The organism is Streptomyces kryoterrae (assembly GCF_054072135.1).
This window is the reverse complement of record NZ_CM133358.1, coordinates 6,765,033-6,789,595: the sequence shown is the minus strand read 5'-3', so window position 1 is coordinate 6,789,595 and position 24,563 is coordinate 6,765,033. Positions and strand designations below refer to the sequence as shown.

Here is a 24,563-nt window from a genome sequence, read left to right as displayed (position 1 = left end):
CCGTCAGTCCGTGGGCTGCTGCCCGTACACCGCCACCCAGCGGTCGCCGCGCATCACGATGTCCGCAGTCTCCACCGGGCGCCCGCTGGCCTGGTCGTAGTAGGTGCGCTCGATCGCCAGAATGGGGCCAGGCGGTGTCATGCCGAGGACCTGCGCTTCCTGCCTCGTCGCCTGCCGTGCACGCACGCGCTCGACTGGATCGCCTACCTCGATGCTGATCACTCGCATCCGTGCGGCCACTCCGACGCCCGCGTACGGGCCGACCTCCGGAAGCGCGATCAGCGACTGGCCGGTGAGGGCGAGGGGCTCCCACGATTCGGCGAGCTGCACGGGCTGCTCGTCGGCCAGGTAGACGTACGAGGTGTGCATCACCGGCGTCCCGGCCTCGATGCCCAGCCGCCCGGCCACCTGCTCCGACGCGTGCTCGGTCGTCGACTCGTGCCGCCACGTACCCACCGCGCCCTGCTTGGCGGCGCCTTCCGCGAACGGCGAGTCCTCGCTGCGGCGACGATGCTGGCGTACGAGCAAGTTCGGGGTGTCCTGGCTACGGACGTAGTGGCCGGCACCATGCCGGGACACGACGAGACCTTCCTCGACGAGGAGTTTGTACGCAGCGGTGGCGACGCTGCTACTGCCGCCCCACTCGGCCGCGATCTCGGAGACGGACGGAAGCCGACTGCCCGGCACGAGATCCCCGGATTCGATCCGGGCCCGGATCTGGTCGGCGACCTGCAAGTACCGCGGCGTATCGGTCGTCACGCTGTGCCCCTTTCCGTGTGACTTACGTGACAGAGTAATGAGTTCCGGTCTACTCTTGCGCAAGAGTCAGCCTCTCACGCGAGAGTGGGGATCGGGCATGCCTATGAGCCTGCGAGCAGCAGCTTTACGCACCGCGCTGGAGCGGGCTCTCGGCGAGCCCGTGCACGTACTGGTCGTCGAGCACGGCGTACGCCTGCACGTAGCTGCCCCGGACTCTCCCGACTCCGCAGCCTGGGGGGACGTCCTCATGGCACTGCGCAGCGCGGACCAGTGGGGCAGCTCCGACGCCACCGGCATCCCCGAGATTTGGGTCGAGGTGAGCACATGAGCACGCAGCACGAGGCGACATTCAAGGGACACCCCGCAGCCGCGGCCGACGTCAGGGCGTGGGTATCAAGGCACACCGACCACCCCGACGCGCCGATCGTGGCTAACGAACTGTTCGTCGCCATCCTGACCGCCGGCGCCGACGTCATCGAGGTAGCCCTCGCCTTCGCGGGCGCGCGCCTCCGCATCACCGCGACCGGCACCCATCCGCTGTCGTTGCGCCACAGCCACGGCCCCGGCTGGCGCGTCATCGAGGGTCTCTCCCGCACGACCGGCGTCACCACGGACGAGCATGGTTTGTGGGCACAGCTGGAGCAGGCGTGAACCCGGGGTTCGTCAACGCGCTGGAGATGCTGCCCGTCCCTAAGGCTGCGGACCCGACACGCCCCCACGGGCGCGCCGCCCGAGGCCGCTGCATCTGGTGCGGCAACGCAGCCACCCTCAACCTGGGCCCCCGCCTGAAGGTCGTCGACCGGACCCTGCACCGTTGGCTGCCACGCGGCTGTGTCGACTGCGTCCAACGCAAGGCCGCGCTGACGCACCGGGCCCACCGGACATCCTGTGCGCGCTGCACCGAGTGGGAGTACTGCCCGGACAGTCTGGCTCTGTACCGCCTCGCGCTCGGTCGCCTTGACGGGCTGATACGCGAGGGTTGAACGGCCACACCCGTGCTCCCCCGAGCGGGGGCGGCCACGGCCCGCCGCAGTCTGTCCGTGCAGGCTGCGGCGGGTCACCTGAAGAACTCCGCAGCAGACACGCCGATCACGCGCGCAATCCGGATCAGGGTGTCAGAGGTGGGCGACTGCTGGCCGGCCTCGATGCGAACGACGGATGGGCGGTCAGTGCTGGCCCCGTTGGCGACGGCCTCCTGCGTGAGGTTCGCGTGTTCACGCGCTGCCCGAATTCTCGCACCCATGGCCCGTCGCTCGGCGAGGACCCAGTCGGGCTGGGGTGAGGCGGACGGCACCCGCTCACGCTCGCCTGATCATGATCCAATGTCTGTAGGAGTTCGCCTACTTTGAATGATCTTGCAGTGATGGGGCATGCGCATCCGGCGCTGCCTTCACGCTGCGCGCAGCGGGCGCACGGTTGGGATCCTCGCGCGAGGTACTCATCCGCTCAGATAGCGGAGCCGTGCGTCCTGCCGCCTCGGACCCCTACAGTGGGTCCGAGGCGGCGCCTTTCCCGGGAGCGCCGAGTACCCGCCAAAATCCCCCGGGGATTGGCCAAGCGCCTTGCATTAATTCGGTGAACGCGCAGCTGGGAAAACCCTGGTGAGCACAGCGCTTAAGCCCGTACACCTTCTAAGCGCTTGGCCGCAGGTTCGAGTCCTGCCGGGGGCGCCCATACCCCGCCCTCCCTAGGGGAGGGCGTTTTTGCTGGTCAGAGCATGCCCAGCCCTACGCAGAAGAGCGCCGGACCCTCCCCCGGTGATCGCGGGGAGGGTCCGGCGCTGTCCGGCTGTCACCGGGTTTCTGCGGGTGGGTGCGGTGAATACGCGGAGAAGTTTTCCCTGAGGCTCAGAGACCAGGCGCGGTAGGTCCTGAGCCGGGGTCGGGCGCAGGTGGCTGGGTTCGACCCATCGACCGTGCGGCTCGAAAGGCTGCCTGCAGCAGCGCAAGCAGTCCCTTCTCGCTGAGACGGTCATCCTGCCGAAGTTGCAGTGCGCCTACCACCACAGCCCCGACCAATGCCCCAAGAATCACGACCGGCAGAGTCCAAACCGGAAGGACGCTCGCGACCACCAGGAAGAGAGTCGTGGCTACGGCTAGCACGAGCAGGTAGAACAGGCCAGCACGCCATGGCCCACGGCTGGCCAGTCGCTGCGTCTCTACCAGCTTGAGAATCTCAGCTACTTCCTTGGCGTTGGCGCCACTGATACTGGCGACCCGTCCGCTTGAGAAGTCAGCCTTACACAGCTGGCAAATATGTAGGGTCGATGAATCTACGCGAAACGAACTGCCCCCGCACATGGGACATCGAGCCCCATCGGTTTCATGTTGATCCATCATGTCCCTCCCCTAGCACGTAAGACGTATCCTCGATCCGATCGGTTGCAGTGGCCCAAACGACGTACGTCAGAGCCAGCTGCAGCACCGTCAGACTTCTGGTAGGTCACCGCACGCTTCAATACGCTTCTTGAGATCGCTCAGATGCCCGGATATGCATCGGGCGTAGGTCGCCAACAGCACGGGGACACTGTTGCCCGCCCACTCAGCGACCTGCGCTGGCGGGATGCCAGCGTTGAGCCAGTTGGTTAGGCAGGTGTGACGCAGGTCGTACACCCGCTTGCCGAGTGGCGAGTCGAACTCCACTGGTGTGAGCACTTCCGAGCGAGCGCTACGCCATGCCCGGCGGATGACCGAGCCGGCGAGCATGCCGCCCTTCTCGCCCTGGAACAGCAGATCTCCTGGCTTCAGGTTCTCCGCCTTGATGTGCGCGCGGAGGGTTCGTGTCAGCGACGGGTGCCCCGGCACAACGCGCGTGTCGTCCGAAGCGCGCCCCTTCAGCCCCCGCTCTTCGTGGATCTCGCCGTCATCCGTCCAGTTCTTCCCGACCTCCGGCTGAGCCGTGTGGAACAACAGCTCACACCACTGGTCTTCGGCCTCGGCATCAGGCAGGCGGACGTCCGCAACGTTCATCGCCACAACCTCCTCCGGGCGCGGCCCGGCGTAGTACATAGTGGCGAAGAAGGCGTGCAGCCGCTTGCCGCCGCGGGGACGTCGGCGTACCCACCCCATCAGGCGGGCCGCCTGCTCCGGGTTGAGGAGAGACCTCTTGTCGACCGCGGACGACGTCTTAGGCGCCGCCCCCCTTCCCTTCGGCAAGGGATTCGCTCGCAGGATCCGGTGCTTGACGGCGTACTCCATGGCCACGTTCAGGATCCGCCGATTGCGCTTCACAGAGCTTGCCGCGGCACGCGTACCGTCCAACTTCGAGCCGACAGCTCGAAGTACCTCATCGACCTTGGCGGGGTCCTCCCATGCGGCCATCGTCAAGGCGTTGCGCTCCACCCATTTCAGGATGGTGGCTATCTCAGGTGGAGCGTCTTCCCTGCGCCGCGTGTTGAACGCGAACTCCCGCAGCGCCGTGCGCACGTCAACCGGTCGGAACGCGGCCGGCGGTGTACGCAACAAAACAACGGTGGTCGCCATGAGCGCCTTGGCCGTGTTCTTGCGGTTGTTCCCGCCGGTCCGGTGCCATTGAGCGTCCGCGAACTGGACGGCGAAGTCGTACCACTTCACCGTGCTCGCCCCGGACTGGTGGGAGACCGGGCGCCCCGTGGCGTGGCTGAATGCCTCACCCCGGCGTGTGGCGCTGACAAGCTCGGAGCGGAAAGCGTCGGCGAGTGCTTTCGTGTCGAACGGTGCTCGCCACTCCTTGCCGTCCAGTTCCCACCGCACGGTGTGCGTTGTCTTGCGCTTGCCCTTATAGACCGCCGTTTTCCAGATCTTGACGTTGTACGTCGCGCCATCTATCAGGCGGCGTCCTCCCGATCGTCCAGCCAGTTTTCGTAGTCGCTGCGCCGAACCCGAATGTCACCGTTGGGCAGCTTGATGCAACGAGGGGCACGCCCCTTCGCGCGCCAGTCGTAGAAGGTTGAGCGCGAGATCTTCAGGTCCTTGCAGATCTCGGCAAGCGTGAGCTTTTCGTCCCTGAGCCTCGGTAGGGCCGTCGTCACCGCGCGCTCCCTTCCTTACTCGGGCCGGACAGCCCGGACAGCTCCAATTCCGACTGTCCGGGTTGTTCGTGCTGGTCAGAGGGGGTAACCGGACAGTCGGACAGTGCGGACACCTCCGGGGTGGTCTGTGTGCGGGTGTCGGTGTCCGGGTAGTACCGGCCGCTGGCGTCCTTGGTGAGCTGTCCCGCATCGGCCATGCGTGAGCAGGTCCGGCGGATGGTGTCGATGTCGACGTGCGGCAGCTCGCCTGCCATGTCCTTGGGTTTGGCCCCGGGGTGTGCCCGGACGTAGCGGAGGATCGCGGCGCGGGTGTCGCCGACGGTGTGGTCGGTGACCGGGCCGTCCAGCAAGTGCCAGGCTCCGGAGGCGGGTTGGAAGCTGAGGGCGTACTCGGATTCGTCGACGTCGCGTCCGGTGACGTGCAGGATGCCGTCCGCCTGCCCGCGGGCCCGCTTGAGTACGAGCGTGGCATCGGCGGCGCCCGCGATGCCGTTGGTCCCGGAGACCTCGGTCAGGAAGTCGTCCGAGCCTGCCTTGCGGACGTGGTGGACCAGGACGACGGCGATGCCGTAGTGGTCGGCGAGGCGTTTCGCGTAGCCGACGGAGACGTAATCGGCGTCGTAGGCGGATACGCCTTGGGGGGCCTGTCCGCGCATCTTGGCGAACACGTCGATGACGACCATGCGGGCGTCCGGGTTGCGGTCCAGCCACTGTGCAATCGCCTCTGTGCCGCCCTGAGGGAAGGGCGGGCACTCGGTCACGAGGGTGAGCCCGGCCGGCGCCTGCTGCCCGCCCAACAGCTTGCCCATGCGGGTCTGGAGACGCCGCGGGGTGTCCTCCAACGCGAGGTAGAGCACCGGGCCGCCGTCGACAGGGACGGAGTCGAACGCCTTGCCCCCGGCCGCGACGGCGAGGGCCAGTCCGAGGGAGAGCCAGGACTTACCAACCTTGGGCGGGCCGGCGAGCAGGCTCACGCCCTCGGCGAGGAGGCCGGGCACGGCCCACTTGGGTTCGGGGAAGTCCGCGGCCATGAGCTGATCGGCTGTCCATGCCGTGCGCGGGCGCTCCCGCTTCGGCGCCGCCAAGGCTGTGGGCTGGGGGTCGCTGGGGACCGAGTACAGGTGCAGCGGCGGGATCGGGTTCGGTTCGGCGCTCATGCCGCGACCGTCCGGGGGCGCCGGGCCCCGGCCCTGAGCCCGGAAGCGATGGTGCGCCGTGCCTCGCCCTCGCCCTGGCCGACGTGGAGCGCGGCCGTAAGCAGCCAGCCGGTCACCGCGCCCTCGCTCAGCTCTCCCCCGGCAACGAGCTGTCCGAGGGCGACAGCGGCGATGTAGAGGGAGTGGTTGTGCTGAGCGTCGCCGGAGTTGGTGACCCGTTCGACTTCCCCGTTGACGGCTGCGTTGAGGAAAGCGGTGCGCCGGCCGCGACCGGTGAGGGCGACCGTGACGGGCTTCTGCGCCGGCAGCGGTGCCGGGCGCAGGAGTTCGGCGAGCCAGCCCGGCAGCGGAGCCACGGGCGCGTTGTGGACGACCGTGTACGGGCGCCCTGCGAAGGTGCTGCCCGCACCGACGACCAGTCCGCCCACGGCGCGGGTGTCGACCTTCCAGCCGAGCCCGCGGGCGCTGTCCCCGGCGGTGTTGCGCAGGGCTTCGCCCTCGGGTGCGGCGAAGTACAGGTGGGTGCCGCCGCTCCACGTACGGACCGTGTAGGTGTCGGTGGGGAGGGGCTGGCCGTGACGCTCGCACAGCACGGCGAGGACGTCGGAGCCGTCGGTGACGCCGTGTTCGGCCCATGCGGCCGGCGGGGTGTCGGCGGGGTGCTTGGGCCGGTCCAGGTCGACGACGACCAGGCCGGACGGGCCGGTCGCAATGCCGACGTTGTACGCGGCGTGCGTCCAGCACCGGATGATGCGCTCGCGATCGGTGGTGGCGTGCTGCTCCCAGTCGCGGACGGCGGGCCGCTTGCCGCCAGGTACGAGGGGGAAGACGCGCCAGTCGTGTGACGCTGCGTCAAGTGCTGCGTGAAGTTGGGCAGAGCCGTCGGGGTACGGCATCCTGGGGTTCTCCTGTTCTGTCTTCGGATGGGCAGGGAGAACCGGGGGCGGTGGGCTGTCCTTGCGCGGAAGTGCCACCGCCCCCGGGCGGAGCTAGTGGTTCTTGGCCCAGTGGGCGTATTCCTGGCGGACGTAGCCACGCGGTTGGGCGGCAGCCCTCGGGTACGCGGCCCGAATCGGACCGCTCGGGTGTCCGCCGCTGTTGTCGCGGTCGTGGTCGACGAACCGGCGGGCCGCTTCCGTGGCCGCCGTGCCGGCGTCGCCGGTGATGCCTGCCTGTTCGTCGTGCAGCGCGATGCGGTCCAGTAGTGCCGCTTTGCGCAGCCAGTATTCGCGGCAGTCGTCGCCGTTGAACGGCAGGTCAATGACGGCCCTGGCGGTGCGGGCGGTCCATGCGATCTCGCGGACGAGGCTCGGGGCGAACGCGTAGGCCGCTTCCGGGGTGGGCCAGGGGCCCTGTTCGGTGCGGTGGTCGGCTTTGGCGTAGAGGCGGGTGCGCTTGCCGTCGCGGGCGGGTTCGACGGTGACGGTGCCGGTCTGGAAGGTGGTGTCCAGGGCTGCGGTGATGCGGTCGGTGTCGGCCGGGTCGCAGATGATGCGGATCTCGAACACGGGTGTCCTCTCGGTGGGTTAGAAGGGGGCTTCGGTGCTGTAGCAGCCACAGGTGCGTGAGCGGGTGCCACAGGCTGGGCAGGCCCGCCGTACGCGGAGCCAGCGCGGGCTGTGGGGGAGCCACACGAACCGCAGCGGCAGGAACGGGGCGCACTCGCAGTCGTCGTAGTCCGGCTCGTCCTCCCCGTACACCGCACCGATCACCTCTCCCTCGCCACCGCAGTACGGGCAGTTGGGGTCCGGCAGGCGGTGCAGGGCGAGGATCGGGCGCGGGCCGCGCGGGCGCCCGCCGACGGGCCAGGAGACCCACCCGGTGTGGTGGCGGATGGCGAGGCGGCGCCGGGCGAGCAGACGGCCGATCACACGGACTCCCGTTGTGCGGTGGGGAGTTGGGGCAGTCCGGCGCGTTCGAGGGCGGTGGGGTCGAAGCCGGGGAGGGTGGCGCGGGTGACGAGTGCCTGGGCGAGGGCTTCGGCGTAGGCGGCGCCGCTGCGGGCGACTTCGATCTGTGTGGTGGCGCGCAGGGTTTCGACGCGTTCGACGTGCGCGTATTCCTCGCGCCGCTCGCTCGTCTGCCGTTGGTGGGTGATCCGTTCGCGGCGGTCGGTGCGCCAGTAGCGGGCGGCGAGTCCGTAGGCGCCCGCGGTGGCCACCGACCACAGCAGCATGGGCAGCGGCATGCCGTCGGCGTACCCGGCGACCCCGGCGAACGCGAGTGCTCCGGACGCGGCGAACGCGGTCCCGGCGATGACCGAGTCACCGGCACGGCCGACGCTCGCGCACACCCCGGCCGCGCCCGCTGCGAGCGTCAGGGCGGTCATCAGCACGGCGTTGCCGACGCTGTGTTCGGCGCCATTGGCGTTCCAGATCCGGGCCAGGGCGAGCACGGTGGTGGTGGCGATGGCGGGCGCTGCCTTGGGTGCGGCGAGGGCGAGCCAGTGCCGGGCGATGATCGGCTCGTTCATGGGAAGCACTCCGTTTCGGCTCAGTTCGCGAGGTCGGCGGTGAAGTGGGCGAAGGAGGCGACCAGGTCGCGGATGGGCTCGTACGCGCCGGTCCCGGCGGCGAAGAACCCGAACAGGAACAGCGCCAGCGCGGCGGCCGCGCCGGCCGACTTGGTCTTGACGGCGAACACGGAGGCGGTGCCGAACAGCAGCACGGCGGAGATGTCGAAGATCACGAGGGGAACTCGCTTTCGGGCGGGGAGGCCGGGCGGGTAGGCTCACCGGGCCCCGGGTTGGCAAGGTCGGGGCGTTGACCGGCGACCGCGCCCACCTAGCGTCTACAAAATGCGGGGTCCGTCTCATGACGGGCGGTCGCCGGTCGCCTGCTCAGTTGCTGGTGCCTGTGCGGTAGATGCGGGCGGCGCGGTTGTAGAGCCAGCGGCCGACGCGGATGCGCTTGCCGTGGCCCTTGCAGCGGCGGCACGGCTTGCCACGCTTGAGCCGTCCCTTGCGGTCAGTCTTGAGCGCGTGGCCCATGCCGCGGCACTTGCGGCAGTCACCGAACGGCGAGGCCGCACACAAGCCGCTGTAACCGAGCGTGACTGTCAGCAGGCAGGCGACAGCAAGGGCTATGGGGGTCATCGGGGGCCCTCCGGGGCGGTTTTCGGGGTTTTCGCAGGTGGGGTGCTATCCGCTAGATCCCAGATGGGATGTGGTTTGGGGTGCTAGCGGGGGTGCTACCGGTAGCGGGTCACCCCGCTACCGGTAGCGACTCTTCGGGGTCAAGCCGCGCCCCGGTTCTGGTTACGCTCCGCTATCGCGGTGGTGAGGTCGTCGCGGGCGATGCCGCGGCGCGTGGTGCGCTCACCGTCGTCGGTGGTCCCAGCGACGCCGGTGGTCTTGATGCCGTGCGGCTTCAGCGCGCTGGTGACGTTCTCGCCCTTCCAGCCGCCGTAGACCTCCGGGCGCAGTTCGGCGAGCCGGGCGGCGATCCGCTCGTTCCACACCCGGTTCTCGGACGCGGGCACGACCGCGGCGACGTCGGCGAGCAGGTCGTAGGACGGCCCGGCCGTCGTGTCGGCGTCCTCCCCGAGGGCGTGCCCGGACAGGGTTCCTTCCGCCTTGCGCAGGGCGAGGGCGCGCTGGGCGATGGCGTGGGTGGCGTTGTCGTCCAGGTAGGCGGTGCGCACCACGACCGGCAGCGTGGTGGCGCCGGCGAGGTAGCCGTTACCGGCATCGATCTCGGGGCGGAACGAGGTGGCGCGCACCCCGTTCTTGTAGGCGGACGTGCCCAGGATCATGTCGTTCTCGACCTGACCGGCGACCTTGAGAGCGAAGCGGATGGAGACGTTGCCGCTGATGCCGGTCGGCAGCGAGTCCTTGTCGGGGCGCTGCGTGGCCAGCACGAGCATCACACCCAGCGCGCGACCGAGCTTGATGATGAACTCAGCGTCGTCACCTGCCTGCTTGCCGTACTTGGGGTGGGCGAACAGGTTCTGGCACTCGTCGAAGACGGCGAGCAGCGGCCACAGCTTGAGCGAGCGCTTGTCGGCGATGGCGCGGGTGATGCGCTTGTCCGGGCACAGGTCCCGCGGCAGCTTCTTGATCACACCCGCGCGGCGCATGACCTCCTCGCGCAGCAACTTGAGGGAGTCGGCCGCGTACCGGATGGAGTCGTCGTCGATCCCGGAAACGAACCGGTGACTGACGCTTTCGATTGCGTCCAGGTCGCCGGTGCCCTTGTTCTCGTGCAACCACAGCTCCACCGACGGATCCAGGGCCGCACCGCAGACGAGCACCCGCACCGAGGCGGTCTTGCCCTGGCCGGGCAGCGAGCCGATCAGGATGTTGTGCTGGATCATCGGCACCGACTGAGCACGCCCTCGCGGGTCGATGCCGAACGGGTTCCGCTTGAAGATGTCGTGCCGACGCGCGTTGGCCAGCGGCCACTTGACGATGCCGGTCTTGGACAGGTCCCGGTCACCGACCCACAGCACGAGCCGTCCCTCGTGCTCATTGGGGTCGGCGTCCGGCCACACGCACCCCAGCGGGCGGCGCAGACCGGACGCGAGGCGGGCGCGCCGGTCGGCCACGTCGGCGACGGTCACCCCGAGCGGCAGGTCGATGTCCGCGCGCCAGCCCGGACCCTCGCGGGTGATCGGGGCCACGAACCGGATACCGTCCTGCCCCTTGGCGACGGCGGACGCGATCTGGCCGATGCCGATGGACGCCATGGCCTTGACCACGATGTCGCTGGTCAGCTTCTGTACCTCGGTCTTGATGACCGCCCGCGTGGCGAGCGGAGCATCCGCCGGCGCCCCCGCCCAACCGAAGCCGAGCACCGCCACCACCGCGGCGATGAACTGCGTGAGCGGCTGCGCCCCGAACACCAGGAACAGCCCGGCGACCAGGGCGAGCACGCCCGCGAGGACGGTCACGACAACGCGCAGCCGCACCCGGCGGTCCCGCTGCCGCGACAGCTTCAAGTACTCATCCACCCGCTCGTGCGAAGCGGTGTACTGGCGCAGGGCCTCGCCCTCGCCATCCACGGCCCAACGCCCCATCCTCGCAAGGGTGTTGAGCGCGCCGCGCGGTGAGCGCCAGGCGAGCTTGGGGAGGTAGACGAACGGCACGCGCACCGCGTGGAAGGCGACGGTGTGCCAGGCGTGCCCGGCCAGCCAGCCAAGCGCTTCCTTGAACTCCGCGCGCGACTTCATCCACACGGGGAAGACGTCCAGCCGCTTGGAGTTTTTGATGCGGTCGATGACGCCGGGGCCGGACACCGTCGGCACCGTCTGGTCGACCAGGGGCGACGGCGAGTCGCCCGACTCGGTCGGCTCCGAGTCGGCCGACTGCGGCGGGGTGGAGTCGGCCGACGCGTCGGGGGTCGGGTTGGGGGTCGGGTCGGTCGACTCGCCGCGCGCGGTGCGCGCCTTGCCGAGGTCGACCACGTCGCCCCCGGAGTCGGCCGACGGGTCGGCAGTCATCTCGGTTTCGAGTCGGTTGAAGAGTTCGTTGTCGTCGTCGGGGTGCTTCACTGAAACTTCCTTCTGTGTGGAGGAGTGGCGGGGCCCGGCCGCTGTCTTGGTCGGCCGTTGGCCGGGCCCCGGTTCGGATCGGGTCAGGCGGCGCACTGTTCCTCGGGGTAGGCGCAGAGGATGCACATTCCGAGCGAGGTCGGCAGGCAGTAGCTGTAGATCACCTGGCACTGGGGGCAGGTGCGGCGGGCGAGCATCGCCAGGGCGAGCGCACCCCACTTGCGCGAGGTCATCGGCCGCACCGGACGGGCGAGGTCGAGGCGGTACAGGTAGGCGACCTGCGCCCCGGTCTTGCGGCCCCGGTGGCGGCGCATCACCTGCGCTGCGACCGGTTGACCGCCCGGCCGCAAACCACGGGCACGGAGCTGACCGCGGGTGGCGTAGCCGTCCGGGGCCAGGCGCCACGGGAACGTGGGCACGCCGTGGCGGGTGCCGGTGGGGTCGTAGCACTTGGCGAACGTCAGGGACATCAGGCGGCCCTCCGCCCCTCGGTCGCTCCCTGGGCGCAGGCAGCCAGGAGGCGCAGGGCGGCGGCGACTTGGAGGGGGACGACGCCCCTGCCGAGGGTCTGCAGTTGCTGTGTGCGGGGCAGGTCCGGGACGGCGGTCACGTGGCCGGGGGCGAGCCCCATCATCCATTCGACGAACGCCGGGCTCAGTCGACCTCGATCGTCAGTTGCCCCGGGGGCACGACGACCCGTGACCGCTTCCCACCGCGCGATCGCGGGCGCGAAACGGCCCCAAGCAGAGTCGGGTTGCCCCTGCTGTACATCGTGCTCGTGCGGTCCCCGTCCGCGGCTGTCGGTGTCGGCAGCAGCCGCACCGCATCGAGGAGCGTCATCCCGTAGCCCTCGCTGTACGGCGTCCCGTCCGGCCGGAAGTTCGCCGTCGTGCCCGGGGACGACGACGTGGGCGTGGGCAGCAGCGAAATCGCTGTCCGCAGGTCCAAGCCGCCCTCCCCGTGCGCTCCCGCTCCGTTCGTGTCCGAGGTCCGTGGCGTCGGCAGCAATGGCGAGGACGATGAGCCGCTTGCGCTGGTGCGGAGCGCCGACCTGGTCCGCGCGTACAACGTCCCACTGAACATCGAACCCGAGGTCGGCAAGGTCGCACAGGACAGTGTCGAAGCCGAGTCGAAGGCCAAAGGTGCCGCTCATCGTCGGTTCCTTTCAGTTTGCCGGCGAGCGAGAACGGCTGGCACGGATAGCCGCCGATGTAGAGGTCCACCGGCTCGATGTCGTGCCAGTCGACGGCGGTGATGTCCCCGAGATTCGGGACGTCGGGGTGGTGGTGAGCGAGGATGAGTGCGGCGCCGGGGTCGTTGTCCGCCACCCACGCCAACTCACCCCCGAACACGGCCTGTACTGCCATGTCCAGACCGCCGTACCCGGTGCACACCGAACCGATCCGCAGCCCGCTCATGCGGCCACCCCCACAACCGGAGCAGCCGTGCGGGCGCCGCGCCGGCCGGACCGGCGACCTGCGACCGTGGCGAACAGCCGCCCCAGCCCCGCCCGCCGCATACCGGCACGTCCCTGCTTCGCCGCGTACATCGCCTCATCCGCCCTGCGCAGCAGACCGGACAGGTCGTCGGCGGGGAAGTCCGCGGCGCGCACCCAGCCGAGGGAGACGGTGGTGTGCACATCCGGGTTGTGGCCGTCGGCCGGCCGGGCGAGCACACCGTGCAGCACGGCGAGCAGGTCCGCGGCGGTGCCGTGGTCGTCGATGAGGACGGCGGCGAATTCGTCGCCCCCGAGCCGTCCGGCGACCCCGGACCGGCCGACGTGGTGGGCGAGCCGGTCCGCGGTCGCCTTCAACAGCGCATCCCCGGCGGCATGCCCGAACGTGTCGTTGATGTGCTTGAAGCGGTCGACGTCGGCGAGAACGACAACCGCGCGCTCATCCGTCATCAGGGCAGTAGCCCGGCGGGTGAACGTGTCGCGGGTCGGCAACCCGGTGAGCGGGTCACGCCGTGCCGTGTTCAGCCGGGCGTGCAGGCATCGCACGTGCAGTGCCCACCCCGCAGCCAGCGGCAGTACGGACGGCAGGACCGTGGCCAGGGTGTTCATGCCGCCACCCCCTCACCGCTGCCGGTGTCGGCAGTGGTGGTGTCGACGGTGTGCAGGTGCGGACCCTCGGCACGCTCGGCAAGCAACAGGTCGCGCAGCACACGGGAGTTGGCTGCCGAGCAGTGCAGCGTGGTGCGGATGGCTTCGGCGTTGACCGCGTCATCCGTCCAGCCAGCCGTAGCCGTACGGGCTTCGGCGAGCAGCTCCGCAGGAGTCCGCGCCGTCCGGCCGGTCTTGCCCTTGGCTGCCTGGGCAGCGTGCCTGCGCGGCGCCTTGGCCGTCTCCTTCTTCGGCGGTACCTGGTCCGGAGCCTTCGGCGGAACGGGGGCCATGTACTCAGCGGCCGGGGCCAGTTCCCCGAGCTTCAACAGCACCCGCTCGGGGCGCGGTGTCTTGGAGCGCCAGCGCCGGCCGTGCTCCTCGCGCAGCTGCGCGCGGGCCAACTGCCGCTCCCGCTCACGACCCAGCGCCACCGTGTAGGAGGTGACCTCCCACAGCGTCATGCGCCGCCACAGACCGAACGTCGACAGCGGAGCGAGCAGCCACCGGGAGAACCGGATCTTCTCCATCCGCCGTCCGGTCACGGCACCGATGCGGGACGCGTACACGTGCGCGGCGACCTCGGACAGGACCACCCACAGCAAGGGCATGGTGCCGTGCGCGAGCTTCGCGGACAGCGAGTGCCCGGCCGCGATGTTCAGCCAGCACGTCACCCCGGTCAGCACCCACGGCACGAACCGCACCCAGCCCAACGGCATGTCCGTACGGATCAACAGCAGGAACGCCGCCGTGAACACCGGAATCGCCGCGTCGATACCGACCGGCAGCATCCACGGGGAATCGAAGCCCCATCGGGCGCCCGCCGTCGACACCGCCTCGAACGACGACGCCAGACCGAGCCCACCGACCCCCGCCGCAAGCACCGCAACCGTGCCCAACAGGATCTTCTCGGGCCTCGACAGCGGCGGCACCGCCGGACGCCCGGCGACGGCTGTCGTCTCGGGGGTAGAAGTCTGGGAGGTCACTGCTCCTCACCACCCTGTGAGGCACGGAGCTGAGCGTTCATCAGTTCCGCCTGAACGTCCGCCACCTGACCGGCGACGATCCGCTCGTACACAGCCTGGCCCTCCAGGAACATCCGGTCGTCGAAGCTCAGCCCGTCACTCATGCCGCGGCCCCCTTCCGGAAGTTGCGGCGGCCGGCGAACCGGGCCAGCGGGACGACGTCGAACAGCTCCGGGTGCGCGTCGATAATCTCGGCCGCGATGCGGATCAGGTCGTCGGGAAGCTCCGGGTTCTCGGTGAGGATGTCGCGGGCCGCGTCAAGGCGGGCCGCGCGCTCTTCGTTCGTCTCACCCTCGACCCCGAGCCACAACTCAACCGGGGTGCCGAGGGACAGTTCCACGAATTCGTCCGTGGTCAGGGCCTCATGGCCCGCCACGAACATGCGCAACCTAGAACTACTCACGGATCTCTCCTGTACGCCGATGGAAGGGAGGGTTGCGACGGCGGGCTGTCCTTGCGCGGAAGTGCCGCCGCCCCGGTCGGGACGTTCGATGACGCGGTCAGGCAGGACTCACATCGGCCTTCGCACCCCGTATCGGGGTGTCGACCAACAACACTGTTCTAGCACTACTGATACAACCAACACAATAGGTTGTGTCAGTAGTGCCGCTTGAACTGGCAATGAGGGGGCTAGCATCGGTCGCATGACGCCCACTGCTGATGACGCGCGCCGCGTGAACGAGAAGATCGCGGACGATCTCCAGAGAGACATCAAGGCTGGCAAGCCCAACCCCGGGGAGAAGATGCCAGCGGTGCGGGCCATCGCTGAGAGGTTCGACGTGGCCCCGGGGACCGCGACCAAGGCACTTCAGCTACTCGTGCAGCGCGGCGTGGTCCGCCCCGACTCAACTCGCGGCTACTTCGTGTGCGCGGAGCCCCAAGGCCAAGCCACGACCGAGCCGAGTCCGGAATTCACCGCGATCATGCAGGAAATCGGGGCGATCCGTGATCACCTCGCTCGCCTCGATGAACGCCTCTGCCAGGTGGAGCAGACACGGGAGTCGGATTGACTGGCATCTCAAGCCCTTGTGCGCGACGTACCAGATCGCGCACTTCCGTAGAAAGCTGTTCAAGAGCCACCATCACCTGATGCCGCTCATGAGCCGTCAAAGCCACGGCAGTACCTCCCCGTTGTCGATTCAGGGCGTCTCGCATCGGACGTTCACGACGCTATGGCGCACCCGCAGCACGACCCCGGAAAATCCTTCCGGGGTCTTTCCGCGAACCGAGGTGAGGCTGAAGCCATGCGAGGAATGACGCAGCATCTGACGACCGGCGAGCGTGTCTCTTGGTACCGCCACCGCCGCGGACTGTCCCAGGAAGTGCTTGCCGGATTGGTCGGCCGCACGGCCGACTGGCTCGGCAAAGCCGAGAACAACCGCATCGAGCTGGACCGCCTGTCGGTGATCCGAGCGCTCGCTCACGCGCTTGACGTGTCTATCGGCGACCTCATTGGCGAGCCGACCCTCATGGAGTGGTCCAAGGAAAACGGGCGCCGCACGGTGCCCGCCCTGCGGGAAGCACTGATGGACTACCGCCTCCTCACTCCACTCATCGGCACGCCGGCCGATGGCGAGCCGCCCACACTCACGGCGCTCCGGTCCGACGTGGGCGAGGTCTGGGACGCCTACCAGGGCTCGCGGTTCGGCTTTGCGGCTCGACAGCTCCCGCTGCTCCTCGCTGACGCCCTGCTTGCCGTCCGCGCCTATTCGGGTCCCAACCGGGAGGAAGCTAACGCCCTTCTCGCCCTGACCTACCAGGGCGCCGCGATGGTACTCGGCAAGCTCGGAGAGAACGAACTCGCCTGGATCGCAGCCGATCGCGGGCTTGCCGCTGCACAGCAGAGCGGCAATAACGTGATCACGGGATCGTTGTTCCGGTCCGTCACGCACTGCCTGCTATCTACAGGTCGATTCGAGACCGCAGTCCAGCTCGTGAACGATGCTGCGGGCTTCCTTGAGCCCGGTCTCGGTGAGGCCACCTCCTCGTACCTGTCCGTGTACGGCACGCTCTTGCTAACCGGTTCCATGGCGGCGGCGAGGGCGGAAGATCGAGCCGCCACTCAGACGTTCCTGCGGGAAGCCGAGACGATGGCGGCTCGGCTGGGCTCCGACGCAAACCACATGTGGACCGCGTTCGGCCCGACCAACGTTGCGATCCACCGCGTAGCAACCGCTGGCGAGCTCGGCGACATGCAGGTTGCCGCAGAGCTGGGCCCGACGGTGGACACCAGCGGTCTGCCGATTGAGCGCCAGGTGCGGCACAACTTGGAGGTTGCCCGCGCTCTCAGCGCCTGGAATCGCACAGACGACGCGCTCGCCATGGTGCTGGAAGCCGAGCGGATCGCTCCGGAGCAGGTCAGGCACCACTACATGAGCCGAGAACTCGTGCTCGGATGGGTCCGCGGCACCCGAGGGCGACCCACGCAGCCCATTGCAGACCTGGCCGAGAGGCTTCGCGTGGTGTGAACTGGTTAGGCTCGGTCGCGTGAGCGAGAACGAGCACGAGGCAAAGATGGCGCACCCGAGGATGGCGTCGGGTGCGCTTTTCTTCGATGACCAAGGCCGGGTCCTACTGCTTGAGCCGACGTACAAGGACTACCGGGAGATCCCGGGTGGATACGTGGAGATCGGGGAGTCTCCCCGCCAAGCGTGCGTACGCGAGGTTCACGAAGAACTGGGCATCTCACCAGCCATCGGGCACCTGCTCGCGGTGGACTGGGCGCCGCATCCGGCAGAGGGTGACAAGGTCTTGTACGTCTTCGACGGTGGCACGCTACCCAAGGACCTACGTGAGCGGATCCAGTTGGAGACCTCAGAGATCCGGGCGTACGCCTACCACTCCCTCGACGAAGTGGACACCCTCACCATTCCTCGGCTTGCCCGCCGCATCAGAGCGGCGGCGACTGCTCGGCAAACGGGACGGGTCAGCTACTTGGAACACGGCGAAGAGCCGACCGGGGACTAGTGTCCCACCTGTCCGACTGTCCGGTTAATGCTCTCACCTGCATAAACACCCCGGACAGTCGCAACAGTGGCTGTCCGGGGTGTCCGGTCGGGGGACAAACTCAGATGTTGCGTACGAGCCGCGGCCTGGGGTACGACCGGTGCGCGTCGATATGCGCGCACGCCTTTCCCCTATTGGTAAAGGCTGCGCCGGTCTCCCTGGACAGGGCCGGGAAGAACTGTTGGGCTTCTGACGACTGGCCCGATGTGACCCACTGGTAACCGGGGCCGTCGCGCAGGGCCCACATTACGAGCCGGCGCCCCAGGCCTTGGCGCTGCCACTCAGGAATCATCGAGATCTTCGCGATCACACCGCAACGGCACTCATGGCAGATGTTCCAGATCAGGATTGCGTGATCAAGACCTTCTCGATCACACGCTCGCAGAACTCTGGCATCTGCCGCTCCGCTGTTCGGGTAGTACAGGAAGAACTTCTCATCCCTCGGGTTGCGTGCCTTGATCCACCACCAACTGAACTCGCCTAAGCCTTCAGGCATTTGCCCTCCATGAGTCCGCCCGACTGACAACAAGTGGTAAGCCGGGCCCAAGCGGCTGCAACACCCCGGGGTGTTACAGCCCATGAGAGTCCGTACGTTAAGTTCCAGAGTCGGCGGAGAGCCCAGGGATTGGCGACGCAGCTGGCAAGCTGTCATGCACGTTCGCCAGTTTCTGAAGCAGGTAGCGAGCAACTGACGGAACTCTTTCTCGCTTAGGCTTTGCAAGCTGTTCCGTCAAGCGATAAATGAGCGATTCGACATCATTCGCTCGTACGCATTGACCGTCTCCGCTTAGGACCTTCGTTTGCTGGATGGCAACGGACACCAGTGCAAGACGGCGCACCAAGACATCGGATTTGCCGCCCTCTTCGAACGAGGAGAACATAACTAGCGTGTTCTGAATCGCCAAGCGGAGCACCACACCAAATGCAGCATCATGATGCCCCCCAGCAACCCTCACCGAGTACTCCGCTGGCATGAAGACGAAGGCGGGCAATACCGGGAAGTGAGTACGAGCTTCGTCCCAGACAGTGAACATGGCATCCAGCGCCGGACGGCTTACTACGATCGGATTTGATTCGTAGCCGCGAATACTCACAGCGACTTCTTTTAGATTCTCCAGAAAACGGGAAGTCCACATTGCCGCCTGAAGGCCAGGATAGAAGGATTCCATCCCCCAGCGATCCAACACCACTTCGAGGCGACCGCGCTCATAGCGCCAATCGCGGACCGAGAGCCCATTACTACCGAAAGCATTGAGAGCATTCCTCTCACGCAGCGCACGAACTCCCTGGGGCGGATCGCTCTCGTCAAGGAAGCGCGCAAGTTCTGGCATCTCGGCCCGAAGCGCCATCAATGCACAGTCAAACCCCACCATGAATGCGTACGCCCGCTCGATCCCATCAGCTAGATCCTCTACCGCAGCCGTGTCCTCGCCGACACAAATTAGCTCGCGATCTTCATCCCATTCGAAGTCTTCGTGAGCGGCCCCATTTCTGACAGCTGGCAGTATCGCCTGTGCTGCATCCTGAAGGATTCGGTGCCCATCAGCAACCAGCTGGTCGCGCAAGGAGGAAATCTCTGGCAACCTTCCAGATCGCCCTCGCAGCTCAAGGAGAGTCCACGCACAAGGCCGGAGCTGGCCCTCTACCACCCTGCGATAGATATCGAGCATGCAGAAGGCGCGCTGCTGTGCAGTTGATGCATTTCTGAGGTTTTGCTGGGCTTGAACGATACCCTGGTGGTTAGCCGCGCTTCGATCGGTCCGCGCCCTCAGGCGCCTAATCGGCTCCGCGAAAATCGGGTCTGAAGAAAATCCACTTCTTACGGTTCGCGAAACAAAGAATGCCGAGCGCAGCACCAACAGAGGTCTTCCGCTTTGCGTATAGGCCCAAGCGAGATCGACTGCACTTTCGACTTCCAGGGGATTCTTCGCTAGCTCAGAAAGCACAGAAGATAGGCGCTTATAGAGCACGCCAATACGCCCCCGATAGTTCGCCAGAAGGCGCGATGGCAGGAAGATCCCTCGTTGGTCACAGATCTCATCGCGCGCCACGCCAAAGATCTGACTGCACGTTTCGCTCGGCAAACTCGGCGTGGCGCTTGTAATCGAGTCCAGCTTGGCCCGCAGCTCATCCACATGCCGCAGAGCATCAGGAAATCCACAAGCAGCATCATCAAGAACTTGGATCACAAAAGCATGCAAGCACTCCCGCAGGTGCAGCACTTCCTGCGAGAGCCCAGATTTGAGCACGGCCAGATACCACAGGTTTTCTTCCCGCGCCTTTACATCATGTACCAAGTCGAGCGCACGCTTCTTGATCTCCTTGGCGTTCCCCTCCGCAACAGCGGTCACCAGCGCATCCACTGGGCCATCGAGAAGCCACTCTTCTTCACAGAGCCCTGCATCCCACAGAGACTGCTCCCAGTCGTCCTGGGCCACGGGAACACTGGCCCGCGGCGGGTCAGTGAGCTGACCGAGTTCGTTTCTCGCTGCCTGCAGGATGCGCACCAAGCCTACTGTCGGGAGAGACATGGCTTCATGGTCTCGAACCCTGCTGCTCTGAGCCATCGGTTTGTGGTCATGCCAGGCTGAAGGTACAGGAGCCGACGGGCTGTTGGACTGAACAGGCACACCCTCAGACTGTCGGATGTGACTGATCTTGAGGACGCATACACGAGCTGGCTCACCTCCCTTCATCGCCTGGTCTCGGATCCAGCGAGCCTCGCTCAGTGGCAGGACCGTCGGTTCGCCTTTGCCCATCAGGTGGGTGACTTGCTGACGCGCGGGAACGGCCGGCTCACCCCTGTGACCGGGCCCGTCCTGTACGGGGTCTTCACCCGTGGCGGGCTGTGCTACGTCGGTCAAACCCAGGAAGGGGAACGGCGGCTTCGTGATCTCCCTGTCGGGGAGAGTCATCACGTCGCCAACACCGTCCCTCCGGAACTTTGGGAAAGCGTCGTCGTGCTGCGGTGGCCGGAGCTGCTGGCACATATCAGCGTGTCGGAACGGGCGACCGCATCTGCACTCGGACCCGTTGTCTGCGGCTTGGTCCTTGAGCACCGTCTTCAAGTAGCCACATCGCCGCCCCTCAACAGTCGGCGCCGAGACACCCGTGGTGGGTGGCGCGCAAGGAATCATGCGGCCAGTCGGTCACGGGGAGCCGCTCACTCGGCCTCCGTACCAGAGTTGTGGCACTGCGCTTGGGAAGCATGGACCGCACTCGCCAACCTCGATGCCTCAGACTCCAACCTCTTTCGCGCGGAGGCGGTGGCGGGGCACGTCGTGTTTCCCGGGGCGCTGCACAGAAGCCACTCGAACACTTCCTGACAACGGGTTCTCCGCCTGGACCTAGGAGGGCGCCGCACAGTCATCGTGTGACAGGCGTGTGGATCGGGAGAGCGCGCGATCTTCCCGAAGTATTCGTGCAGGTCAGAGCAATATTATGTCGCTGCGGGATCATGCTCTCCGGAGGCGTGTGCGGGATGGGCCCGTGGGCCGCCTTCAGTCCTCGGTGTCGAGACCCTCCCCCAACCCCTTCAGAATCCTGTCGTTCATCTCCTGCTCCTGGCCGTCGATGCATTTCGCGCAGATCTTCAGCAGGTCCCCCAGCTGTCGACGGCCGGCACCGCGGCACACGGAGTACACACCGGACCGAGAAAAGCGGCTGTGGTCAGTCGTTTCCGTACTCTTCTACCGGTTCAAGGTATTGCGGCTCAATCTCAAACCGCTCTTCAGGCTCCGTGGTCCATGTGACCACTCGCTCGGTTTCAAGCTTGGCAATACGGACTTCTGACATTCCCACCAAGATGAGACCGCATACTAGACACTGGAAGTCCGTCGAGACCATGATTTGGTCATTCTCGATCAAATCGTCCACTACGCGCTCTCGAGTAGATCGGACGACCTTTTCGAATAGAAATGCACTTTCCTTACAAGCGGGGCATTCGGCAGCAGACCATGGCCTACCTCCAGTCGGAGGAATCTTCAAAATCCTACGACTCTCAACTTCCGCTTCTCGTAGCTTCGAGTAAAATTCTTTAGCTGCGGTAATTTTCAGCGAAACCGCGCGCTGAATTCTCGCATCTTCTTCGTTTGCCAGCGATCTGGCGTGCTCAATAATCTCTGAATCGATGAAATCCGCCAGGGGGATCGTTAGGTGAGTGGCAATTACTTCCGCTACGCGAAGAAATCTAGGCATCCAGGCGGCGCTGTGGAGATTTGCGAGCGTCGAGTTAGAACTGTGCAGTTCCTCATTCCTGACGTTTGCTAGATACATGGCATCGTCATAAACTTTCGAAAAATCAGGAATGATGATTTTAAGACGTTCGCAGACCGTTTTATACGGAACTGACTTCGGCTCCGATGTGGCCGATGTGTAACCGGCTGCGTGCATCAAGCTGGGACCTTCTGGGACAGCGAGGAGGAAGGAGCCCTTCTGAGCTAGTGGGGCCCGGAGCAGGAACTCCGATCCGAGCAGGAGCCAGAGTGTAAATTCATCGTCGGCCCGATCCCTATCGCTAGCACGAAGGAAGTACAATTTCGCCTTAGCGATGAACTCATCATAATTCCACATACTATTCGCTACTTTCGTATGCGTAGACGCGGCAGAGTGTTCGCTCGATCGCCACCGGAACAGGTGGACGGCGGTGCACCATTCTCCAGTTGTCGATAATTGCCACGGTTTTGGATTCCCATCCGATGGACGCAGAAGGTTGGAGTTGATCCATGAATTTCGACAATGAGACGTCTCCTATAGGCTCGCAGGATCGGGGGTCCCACCGCAGGAGTGTTCTTGCCTCAACGCGACGTTCGATAATCGAGGCGTACCTCTTTTTTCCGCTGCGCCCTGTTACCCGTACAACTCCACGCCTCAGGGAAGATAAGGTGGCCGAATCGGCCGATGATAGTGGGTCGCACAGTTCGGTGGGAATTTTACTTCCAGATTCCCCTTCGAGGCTCATACACACAAATCGTGGAGGGTTGCGAGAGACGGCACCATCGGTGTGCCACGGGAACTCTGCACGACCGTAGACCCCCGAAAGACTCCATGCAGCGGCTTCTTCTTTCGATCGAGCTCGAATGAACTCAACTCCTCTTTTTACTTGCCCCAAAGAAGCCGCAAAATTTTCGAGATTCCTGCGATCAGGATCTTCAATTATTACATACCCTTTGGTACTAAGTAGACGCTGCTCTTCCCTCGTGAGGGAACTTGTCCCAGATTGATGGCTAGACATTCAAACCTCCTTGCTAGGAATTTCGTTTGATGTGGATCAGATTTTCCCCACTAGTAGTGGTCAAATCTTTCTTTATCCCGCAGCACCACACTTTTCGCGAGCACTACCACTCATCTCGCGGAGAGTCGCCTCCCCTGCTGCAGGGGCCAATTACAGGACCTGCTGCTGCCCCTGCTGTGGCTGATCTAATTGCTGTTCTCGCATTCGCTGCTCTGAACGCAGTCTTTCCACAGTGGTAGCAAATAGTTCGAGATTCTGGGCTTCTTCAGCCGCATTGTACGGGGAAATACCCAGCTCCAAGGCGGTTGCATGTCCCTCGATACTGTCTGCCGTCTGTTGGAGGTTGAAAGCTTTCTCACGGGGCTTAAAGTATCCTGCCGCCGCAGTGATCACCGTAACTGTAAAACCCAGACCGATTAACGCCCCCTTTGCAGGTTGAGGCGGGTCATACCAAGCAGTCACCGCAGAGATTGCCGCTGAGCTAACAAAAAGCAGCCACTGCATCCAAATATGCATACGGCGATAGTACTGGGACTCCGTACGCAACCGGAATATCTCTACGGGAATCCTTTCTTTGTAGGACGCCTGGCGGTCCATCGCAGGAGGTGTGCGCCGTCTAGCTTCGAGAACATGGCGCTCTTCAGCCAAGGAAAGTTCGAGAACAAGTTCCCTGACCGGAGTCCCGTTGTCCCTCCAGGGAGAAGGTTCGCCCTCGGCAAAAAACTGCACGATAAAAGCGACAACCAAGACAGCCGTAGTACCGCTAAAAATACCGTTAATCGCTGTTGGAGTGTCCGAATTTAGCCAAATGAAAATCTTTAAGCCCGACCACACGAGGAGTGTAACCACAACAGCAATCGGGGTACCGTAAAGTCCCGCAACCTGCAATCGGCGATTCCTGATGCGCTCCTTGAGATCTGCGATGTCGCGGCGATGCTGGATCAGTACATCAGTGGTTGTTGTACCACTAGGATTGTTCACCGATTGCGCCATTAGCTGCCTTACCGCCCCTGCGGCAAGCTGTATTGAAGGAGACAGCAGCTCGGAGTCTCCCGCCTCCAGCGGCTTACCAGTCGATTCAGATCCTCAGCCATGCGTCAGATCCTACGGACGTCCCAGGCAATCGACAGTGGCGTTGACTCAACTACTGTGCGGAGGGTTGAGGACGGCGTCTGCTGGGCGCGCCCAGCTCTGAGCGCCGTCCGTTCGCCAGCGCAGCCCCTGACATCGAGCGCTCTCGGAGGTCAGCGAGCGTCCTGACACGCCTCCGACACACACTGTGGCCTTTGCCATGCCCTTGATAGGTTTGCCCAAGTCGGGGAGGTTATGCGGAGTGATCATCGCAATCCCTCCGGAGTCGTTGCCCATCCCCGGAATACTGCCCTCCGGTGAATACGCGGTGACGCTCTACACCCAGCGCAAGTCGTTCGGGCTACGGTGCAGGTCAGCGGCCTGATGCCGGTGAACAAGATCAGTCTCTTCTAAGCGCTTGGCCGCAGGTTCGAGTCCTGCCGGGGGCGCTCTGCACACATCGCTTCCGCCCTCCCTCCGGGAGGGCGTTTTGGTCAGGCCGCGCTCGCACTCGGCGCTGAACCCCGCCGGCCCGACCAGTACGGCTGTGCCGTCGAGCGCCGCGTCAAGGGCTGATCCGCCGTCCGGCCGCCTGGGACGGCCTTTGGCACCGAACGCCTTCCTTTCGCATGCGTTGAAGTGACTGTCCATGCCCGGGAACGCGCTGCCTTTTCAGAGGCCGGCTCGGGCCAGGGATGGCCTCCCGGAC

At 65.7% G+C, this 24,563-nt stretch carries 30 protein-coding genes and 2 pseudogenes; 6 read left to right on the top strand and 26 right to left on the bottom strand.

The window, feature by feature from the left end; translation table 11 throughout:
• Nucleotides 1-3 precede the first annotated feature (3 nt).
• Nucleotides 4-759, bottom strand: a complete 756-nt coding sequence (locus ACW4TU_RS30125) for a GntR family transcriptional regulator (protein WP_457418154.1) — start codon at nucleotides 757-759, stop codon at nucleotides 4-6.
• 103 nt (nucleotides 760-862) lie between these two features.
• Here ACW4TU_RS30125 and ACW4TU_RS30120 point away from each other — a divergent pair, with 103 nt between their 5' ends.
• The 3 genes from ACW4TU_RS30120 to ACW4TU_RS30110 are packed head-to-tail and all read left to right on the top strand — an operon-like array spanning nucleotide 863 to nucleotide 1,742.
• Nucleotides 863-1,087 carry a hypothetical protein gene (locus ACW4TU_RS30120; protein ID WP_457418152.1) on the top strand — a complete coding sequence of 75 codons (225 nt, stop codon included), beginning with the start codon at nucleotides 863-865 and terminating at the stop codon, nucleotides 1,085-1,087.
• Nucleotides 1,084-1,410 carry a hypothetical protein gene (locus tag ACW4TU_RS30115; RefSeq protein WP_457418150.1) on the top strand — a complete coding sequence of 109 codons (327 nt, stop codon included), beginning with the start codon at nucleotides 1,084-1,086 and terminating at the stop codon, nucleotides 1,408-1,410. The genes ACW4TU_RS30120 and ACW4TU_RS30115 overlap by 4 nt, the downstream gene beginning before the upstream one ends.
• Nucleotides 1,407-1,742: a hypothetical protein gene (locus ACW4TU_RS30110; RefSeq protein WP_457418148.1), complete on the top strand. Its 336-nt coding sequence runs from the start codon at nucleotides 1,407-1,409 to the stop codon at nucleotides 1,740-1,742. Before ACW4TU_RS30115 ends, ACW4TU_RS30110 begins: the two co-directional genes overlap by 4 nt.
• Before the next feature lie 74 nt (nucleotides 1,743-1,816).
• On the opposite strand, the gene ACW4TU_RS30105 is transcribed toward ACW4TU_RS30110, so the two are convergent.
• From ACW4TU_RS30105 to ACW4TU_RS30010, 20 genes and pseudogenes are all read right to left on the bottom strand, one after another.
• Nucleotides 1,817-2,002 (bottom strand): helix-turn-helix domain-containing protein, encoded by a 186-nt coding sequence (locus ACW4TU_RS30105; protein WP_457430397.1) that lies wholly within the window; start codon nucleotides 2,000-2,002, stop codon nucleotides 1,817-1,819.
• Between the two features lie 1,183 nt (nucleotides 2,003-3,185).
• Nucleotides 3,186-4,490, bottom strand: a complete 1,305-nt coding sequence (locus tag ACW4TU_RS30100; RefSeq protein ID WP_457418146.1) for a tyrosine-type recombinase/integrase — start codon at nucleotides 4,488-4,490, stop codon at nucleotides 3,186-3,188.
• 74 nt (nucleotides 4,491-4,564) lie between these two features.
• The gene (locus ACW4TU_RS30095) at nucleotides 4,565-4,768 is read right to left on the bottom strand and encodes a helix-turn-helix transcriptional regulator (RefSeq protein WP_457418144.1); all 204 of its coding nucleotides are present in this window, start codon (nucleotides 4,766-4,768) and stop codon (nucleotides 4,565-4,567) included.
• Nucleotides 4,765-5,925 carry an AAA family ATPase gene (locus ACW4TU_RS30090; protein ID WP_457418142.1) on the bottom strand — a complete coding sequence of 387 codons (1,161 nt, stop codon included), beginning with the start codon at nucleotides 5,923-5,925 and terminating at the stop codon, nucleotides 4,765-4,767. The genes ACW4TU_RS30095 and ACW4TU_RS30090 overlap by 4 nt, the downstream gene beginning before the upstream one ends.
• A complete protein-coding gene (locus ACW4TU_RS30085; protein ID WP_457418140.1) occupies nucleotides 5,922-6,821 on the bottom strand; it encodes a bifunctional DNA primase/polymerase in 900 nt (299 codons plus the stop codon). Before ACW4TU_RS30085 ends, ACW4TU_RS30090 begins: the two co-directional genes overlap by 4 nt.
• Nucleotides 6,822-6,914: 93 nt before the next feature.
• Nucleotides 6,915-7,433, bottom strand: a complete 519-nt coding sequence (locus ACW4TU_RS30080) for a hypothetical protein (RefSeq protein ID WP_457418138.1) — start codon at nucleotides 7,431-7,433, stop codon at nucleotides 6,915-6,917.
• Nucleotides 7,434-7,451: 18 nt separating this feature from the next.
• The gene (locus ACW4TU_RS30075) at nucleotides 7,452-7,796 is read right to left on the bottom strand and encodes a hypothetical protein (protein WP_457418136.1); all 345 of its coding nucleotides are present in this window, start codon (nucleotides 7,794-7,796) and stop codon (nucleotides 7,452-7,454) included.
• Nucleotides 7,793-8,398, bottom strand: a complete 606-nt coding sequence (locus tag ACW4TU_RS30070; protein WP_457418134.1) for a hypothetical protein — start codon at nucleotides 8,396-8,398, stop codon at nucleotides 7,793-7,795. Before ACW4TU_RS30070 ends, ACW4TU_RS30075 begins: the two co-directional genes overlap by 4 nt.
• 20 nt (nucleotides 8,399-8,418) lie before the next feature.
• On the bottom strand, nucleotides 8,419-8,613 hold the full coding sequence (locus ACW4TU_RS30065) for a hypothetical protein (protein ID WP_457418132.1): 195 nt from the start codon (nucleotides 8,611-8,613) through the stop codon (nucleotides 8,419-8,421).
• 151 nt (nucleotides 8,614-8,764) lie between these two features.
• Entirely contained in the window at nucleotides 8,765-9,019 is a 255-nt protein-coding gene (locus tag ACW4TU_RS30060; RefSeq protein ID WP_457418130.1) for a hypothetical protein, read from the bottom strand.
• 140 nt (nucleotides 9,020-9,159) lie between these two features.
• Nucleotides 9,160-11,415 carry an FtsK/SpoIIIE domain-containing protein gene (locus tag ACW4TU_RS30055; protein ID WP_457418128.1) on the bottom strand — a complete coding sequence of 752 codons (2,256 nt, stop codon included), beginning with the start codon at nucleotides 11,413-11,415 and terminating at the stop codon, nucleotides 9,160-9,162.
• A gap of 83 nt (nucleotides 11,416-11,498) precedes the next feature.
• The gene (locus ACW4TU_RS30050; RefSeq protein ID WP_457418126.1) at nucleotides 11,499-11,885 is read right to left on the bottom strand and encodes an RRQRL motif-containing zinc-binding protein; all 387 of its coding nucleotides are present in this window, start codon (nucleotides 11,883-11,885) and stop codon (nucleotides 11,499-11,501) included.
• Nucleotides 11,885-12,049, bottom strand: a complete 165-nt coding sequence (locus ACW4TU_RS30045; RefSeq protein ID WP_457430739.1) for a hypothetical protein — start codon at nucleotides 12,047-12,049, stop codon at nucleotides 11,885-11,887. Before ACW4TU_RS30045 ends, ACW4TU_RS30050 begins: the two co-directional genes overlap by 1 nt.
• A gap of 20 nt (nucleotides 12,050-12,069) precedes the next feature.
• Nucleotides 12,070-12,363, bottom strand: a complete 294-nt coding sequence (locus ACW4TU_RS30040; RefSeq protein ID WP_457430738.1) for a hypothetical protein — start codon at nucleotides 12,361-12,363, stop codon at nucleotides 12,070-12,072.
• Between the two features lie 106 nt (nucleotides 12,364-12,469).
• Nucleotides 12,470-12,568, bottom strand: a pseudogene (locus tag ACW4TU_RS30035) (hypothetical protein); the annotation flags it as partial.
• Nucleotides 12,569-12,611: 43 nt separating this feature from the next.
• A pseudogene (locus tag ACW4TU_RS30030) lies at nucleotides 12,612-12,782 on the bottom strand (DNA cytosine methyltransferase); the annotation flags it as partial.
• 47 nt (nucleotides 12,783-12,829) lie between these two features.
• Nucleotides 12,830-13,480, bottom strand: coding sequence for a GGDEF domain-containing protein (locus ACW4TU_RS30025; protein ID WP_457418124.1), 651 nt, complete (start codon nucleotides 13,478-13,480; stop codon nucleotides 12,830-12,832).
• Nucleotides 13,477-14,505: a DUF2637 domain-containing protein gene (locus tag ACW4TU_RS30020; protein ID WP_457418122.1), complete on the bottom strand. Its 1,029-nt coding sequence runs from the start codon at nucleotides 14,503-14,505 to the stop codon at nucleotides 13,477-13,479. The genes ACW4TU_RS30025 and ACW4TU_RS30020 overlap by 4 nt, the downstream gene beginning before the upstream one ends.
• Complete coding sequence (locus tag ACW4TU_RS30015; RefSeq protein WP_457418120.1) at nucleotides 14,502-14,648, bottom strand: hypothetical protein; 147 nt, start codon at nucleotides 14,646-14,648, stop codon at nucleotides 14,502-14,504. The genes ACW4TU_RS30020 and ACW4TU_RS30015 overlap by 4 nt, the downstream gene beginning before the upstream one ends.
• Nucleotides 14,645-14,926 (bottom strand): hypothetical protein, encoded by a 282-nt coding sequence (locus ACW4TU_RS30010; RefSeq protein WP_457430395.1) that lies wholly within the window; start codon nucleotides 14,924-14,926, stop codon nucleotides 14,645-14,647. The genes ACW4TU_RS30015 and ACW4TU_RS30010 overlap by 4 nt, the downstream gene beginning before the upstream one ends.
• 262 nt (nucleotides 14,927-15,188) lie before the next feature.
• Between ACW4TU_RS30010 and ACW4TU_RS30005 the strand changes: the two genes are divergently transcribed.
• The 3 genes from ACW4TU_RS30005 to ACW4TU_RS29995 all read left to right on the top strand — a co-directional run bounded on the left by ACW4TU_RS30005 (nucleotide 15,189) and on the right by ACW4TU_RS29995 (nucleotide 17,511).
• The gene (locus ACW4TU_RS30005; protein ID WP_457418118.1) at nucleotides 15,189-15,554 is read left to right on the top strand and encodes a winged helix-turn-helix domain-containing protein; all 366 of its coding nucleotides are present in this window, start codon (nucleotides 15,189-15,191) and stop codon (nucleotides 15,552-15,554) included.
• 243 nt (nucleotides 15,555-15,797) lie between these two features.
• Nucleotides 15,798-17,012 (top strand): helix-turn-helix domain-containing protein, encoded by a 1,215-nt coding sequence (locus tag ACW4TU_RS30000; protein WP_457418116.1) that lies wholly within the window; start codon nucleotides 15,798-15,800, stop codon nucleotides 17,010-17,012.
• A 19-nt stretch (nucleotides 17,013-17,031) separates the two neighbouring features.
• Nucleotides 17,032-17,511, top strand: a complete 480-nt coding sequence (locus tag ACW4TU_RS29995) for an NUDIX domain-containing protein (protein ID WP_457418114.1) — start codon at nucleotides 17,032-17,034, stop codon at nucleotides 17,509-17,511.
• Between the two features lie 100 nt (nucleotides 17,512-17,611).
• Here ACW4TU_RS29995 and ACW4TU_RS29990 read toward each other — a convergent pair whose 3' ends face one another.
• From ACW4TU_RS29990 to ACW4TU_RS29970, 5 genes are all read right to left on the bottom strand, one after another.
• Entirely contained in the window at nucleotides 17,612-18,046 is a 435-nt protein-coding gene (locus ACW4TU_RS29990; protein ID WP_457418112.1) for a hypothetical protein, read from the bottom strand.
• A 97-nt stretch (nucleotides 18,047-18,143) separates the two neighbouring features.
• Nucleotides 18,144-20,057 (bottom strand): hypothetical protein, encoded by a 1,914-nt coding sequence (locus ACW4TU_RS29985; RefSeq protein WP_457418110.1) that lies wholly within the window; start codon nucleotides 20,055-20,057, stop codon nucleotides 18,144-18,146.
• A 993-nt stretch (nucleotides 20,058-21,050) separates the two neighbouring features.
• Nucleotides 21,051-21,185 carry a hypothetical protein gene (locus tag ACW4TU_RS29980; protein ID WP_457418108.1) on the bottom strand — a complete coding sequence of 45 codons (135 nt, stop codon included), beginning with the start codon at nucleotides 21,183-21,185 and terminating at the stop codon, nucleotides 21,051-21,053.
• Between the two features lie 34 nt (nucleotides 21,186-21,219).
• Complete coding sequence (locus tag ACW4TU_RS29975; protein ID WP_457418106.1) at nucleotides 21,220-22,122, bottom strand: hypothetical protein; 903 nt, start codon at nucleotides 22,120-22,122, stop codon at nucleotides 21,220-21,222.
• 811 nt (nucleotides 22,123-22,933) lie between these two features.
• A complete protein-coding gene (locus ACW4TU_RS29970) occupies nucleotides 22,934-23,764 on the bottom strand; it encodes an SLATT domain-containing protein (RefSeq protein ID WP_457418104.1) in 831 nt (276 codons plus the stop codon).
• Between the last annotated feature and the right edge of the window lie 799 nt (nucleotides 23,765-24,563).

Coding starts and splice junctions, on each gene's coding strand:
- ACW4TU_RS30045 (WP_457430739.1), bottom strand. CDS start 12,049: ATGATGGGGCTCGCCCCCGGCCACGTGACCGCCGTCCCGGACCTGCCC.
- ACW4TU_RS30015 (WP_457418120.1), bottom strand. CDS start 14,648: ATGAGTGACGGGCTGAGCTTCGACGACCGGATGTTCCTGGAGGGCCAG.
- ACW4TU_RS30090 (WP_457418142.1), bottom strand. CDS start 5,925: ATGAGCGCCGAACCGAACCCGATCCCGCCGCTGCACCTGTACTCGGTC.
- ACW4TU_RS30085 (WP_457418140.1), bottom strand. CDS start 6,821: ATGCCGTACCCCGACGGCTCTGCCCAACTTCACGCAGCACTTGACGCA.
- ACW4TU_RS29990 (WP_457418112.1), bottom strand. CDS start 18,046: ATGCCTGAAGGCTTAGGCGAGTTCAGTTGGTGGTGGATCAAGGCACGC.
- ACW4TU_RS30025 (WP_457418124.1), bottom strand. CDS start 13,480: ATGAACACCCTGGCCACGGTCCTGCCGTCCGTACTGCCGCTGGCTGCG.
- ACW4TU_RS30105 (WP_457430397.1), bottom strand. CDS start 2,002: ATGGGTGCGAGAATTCGGGCAGCGCGTGAACACGCGAACCTCACGCAG.
- ACW4TU_RS29975 (WP_457418106.1), bottom strand. CDS start 22,122: ATGTGGAATTATGATGAGTTCATCGCTAAGGCGAAATTGTACTTCCTT.
- ACW4TU_RS30070 (WP_457418134.1), bottom strand. CDS start 8,398: ATGAACGAGCCGATCATCGCCCGGCACTGGCTCGCCCTCGCCGCACCC.
- ACW4TU_RS30115 (WP_457418150.1), top strand. CDS start 1,084: ATGAGCACGCAGCACGAGGCGACATTCAAGGGACACCCCGCAGCCGCG.
- ACW4TU_RS30060 (WP_457418130.1), bottom strand. CDS start 9,019: ATGACCCCCATAGCCCTTGCTGTCGCCTGCCTGCTGACAGTCACGCTC.
- ACW4TU_RS30010 (WP_457430395.1), bottom strand. CDS start 14,926: ATGTTCGTGGCGGGCCATGAGGCCCTGACCACGGACGAATTCGTGGAA.
- ACW4TU_RS30005 (WP_457418118.1), top strand. CDS start 15,189: ATGACGCCCACTGCTGATGACGCGCGCCGCGTGAACGAGAAGATCGCG.
- ACW4TU_RS30120 (WP_457418152.1), top strand. CDS start 863: ATGAGCCTGCGAGCAGCAGCTTTACGCACCGCGCTGGAGCGGGCTCTC.
- ACW4TU_RS30000 (WP_457418116.1), top strand. CDS start 15,798: ATGACGCAGCATCTGACGACCGGCGAGCGTGTCTCTTGGTACCGCCAC.
- ACW4TU_RS30050 (WP_457418126.1), bottom strand. CDS start 11,885: ATGTCCCTGACGTTCGCCAAGTGCTACGACCCCACCGGCACCCGCCAC.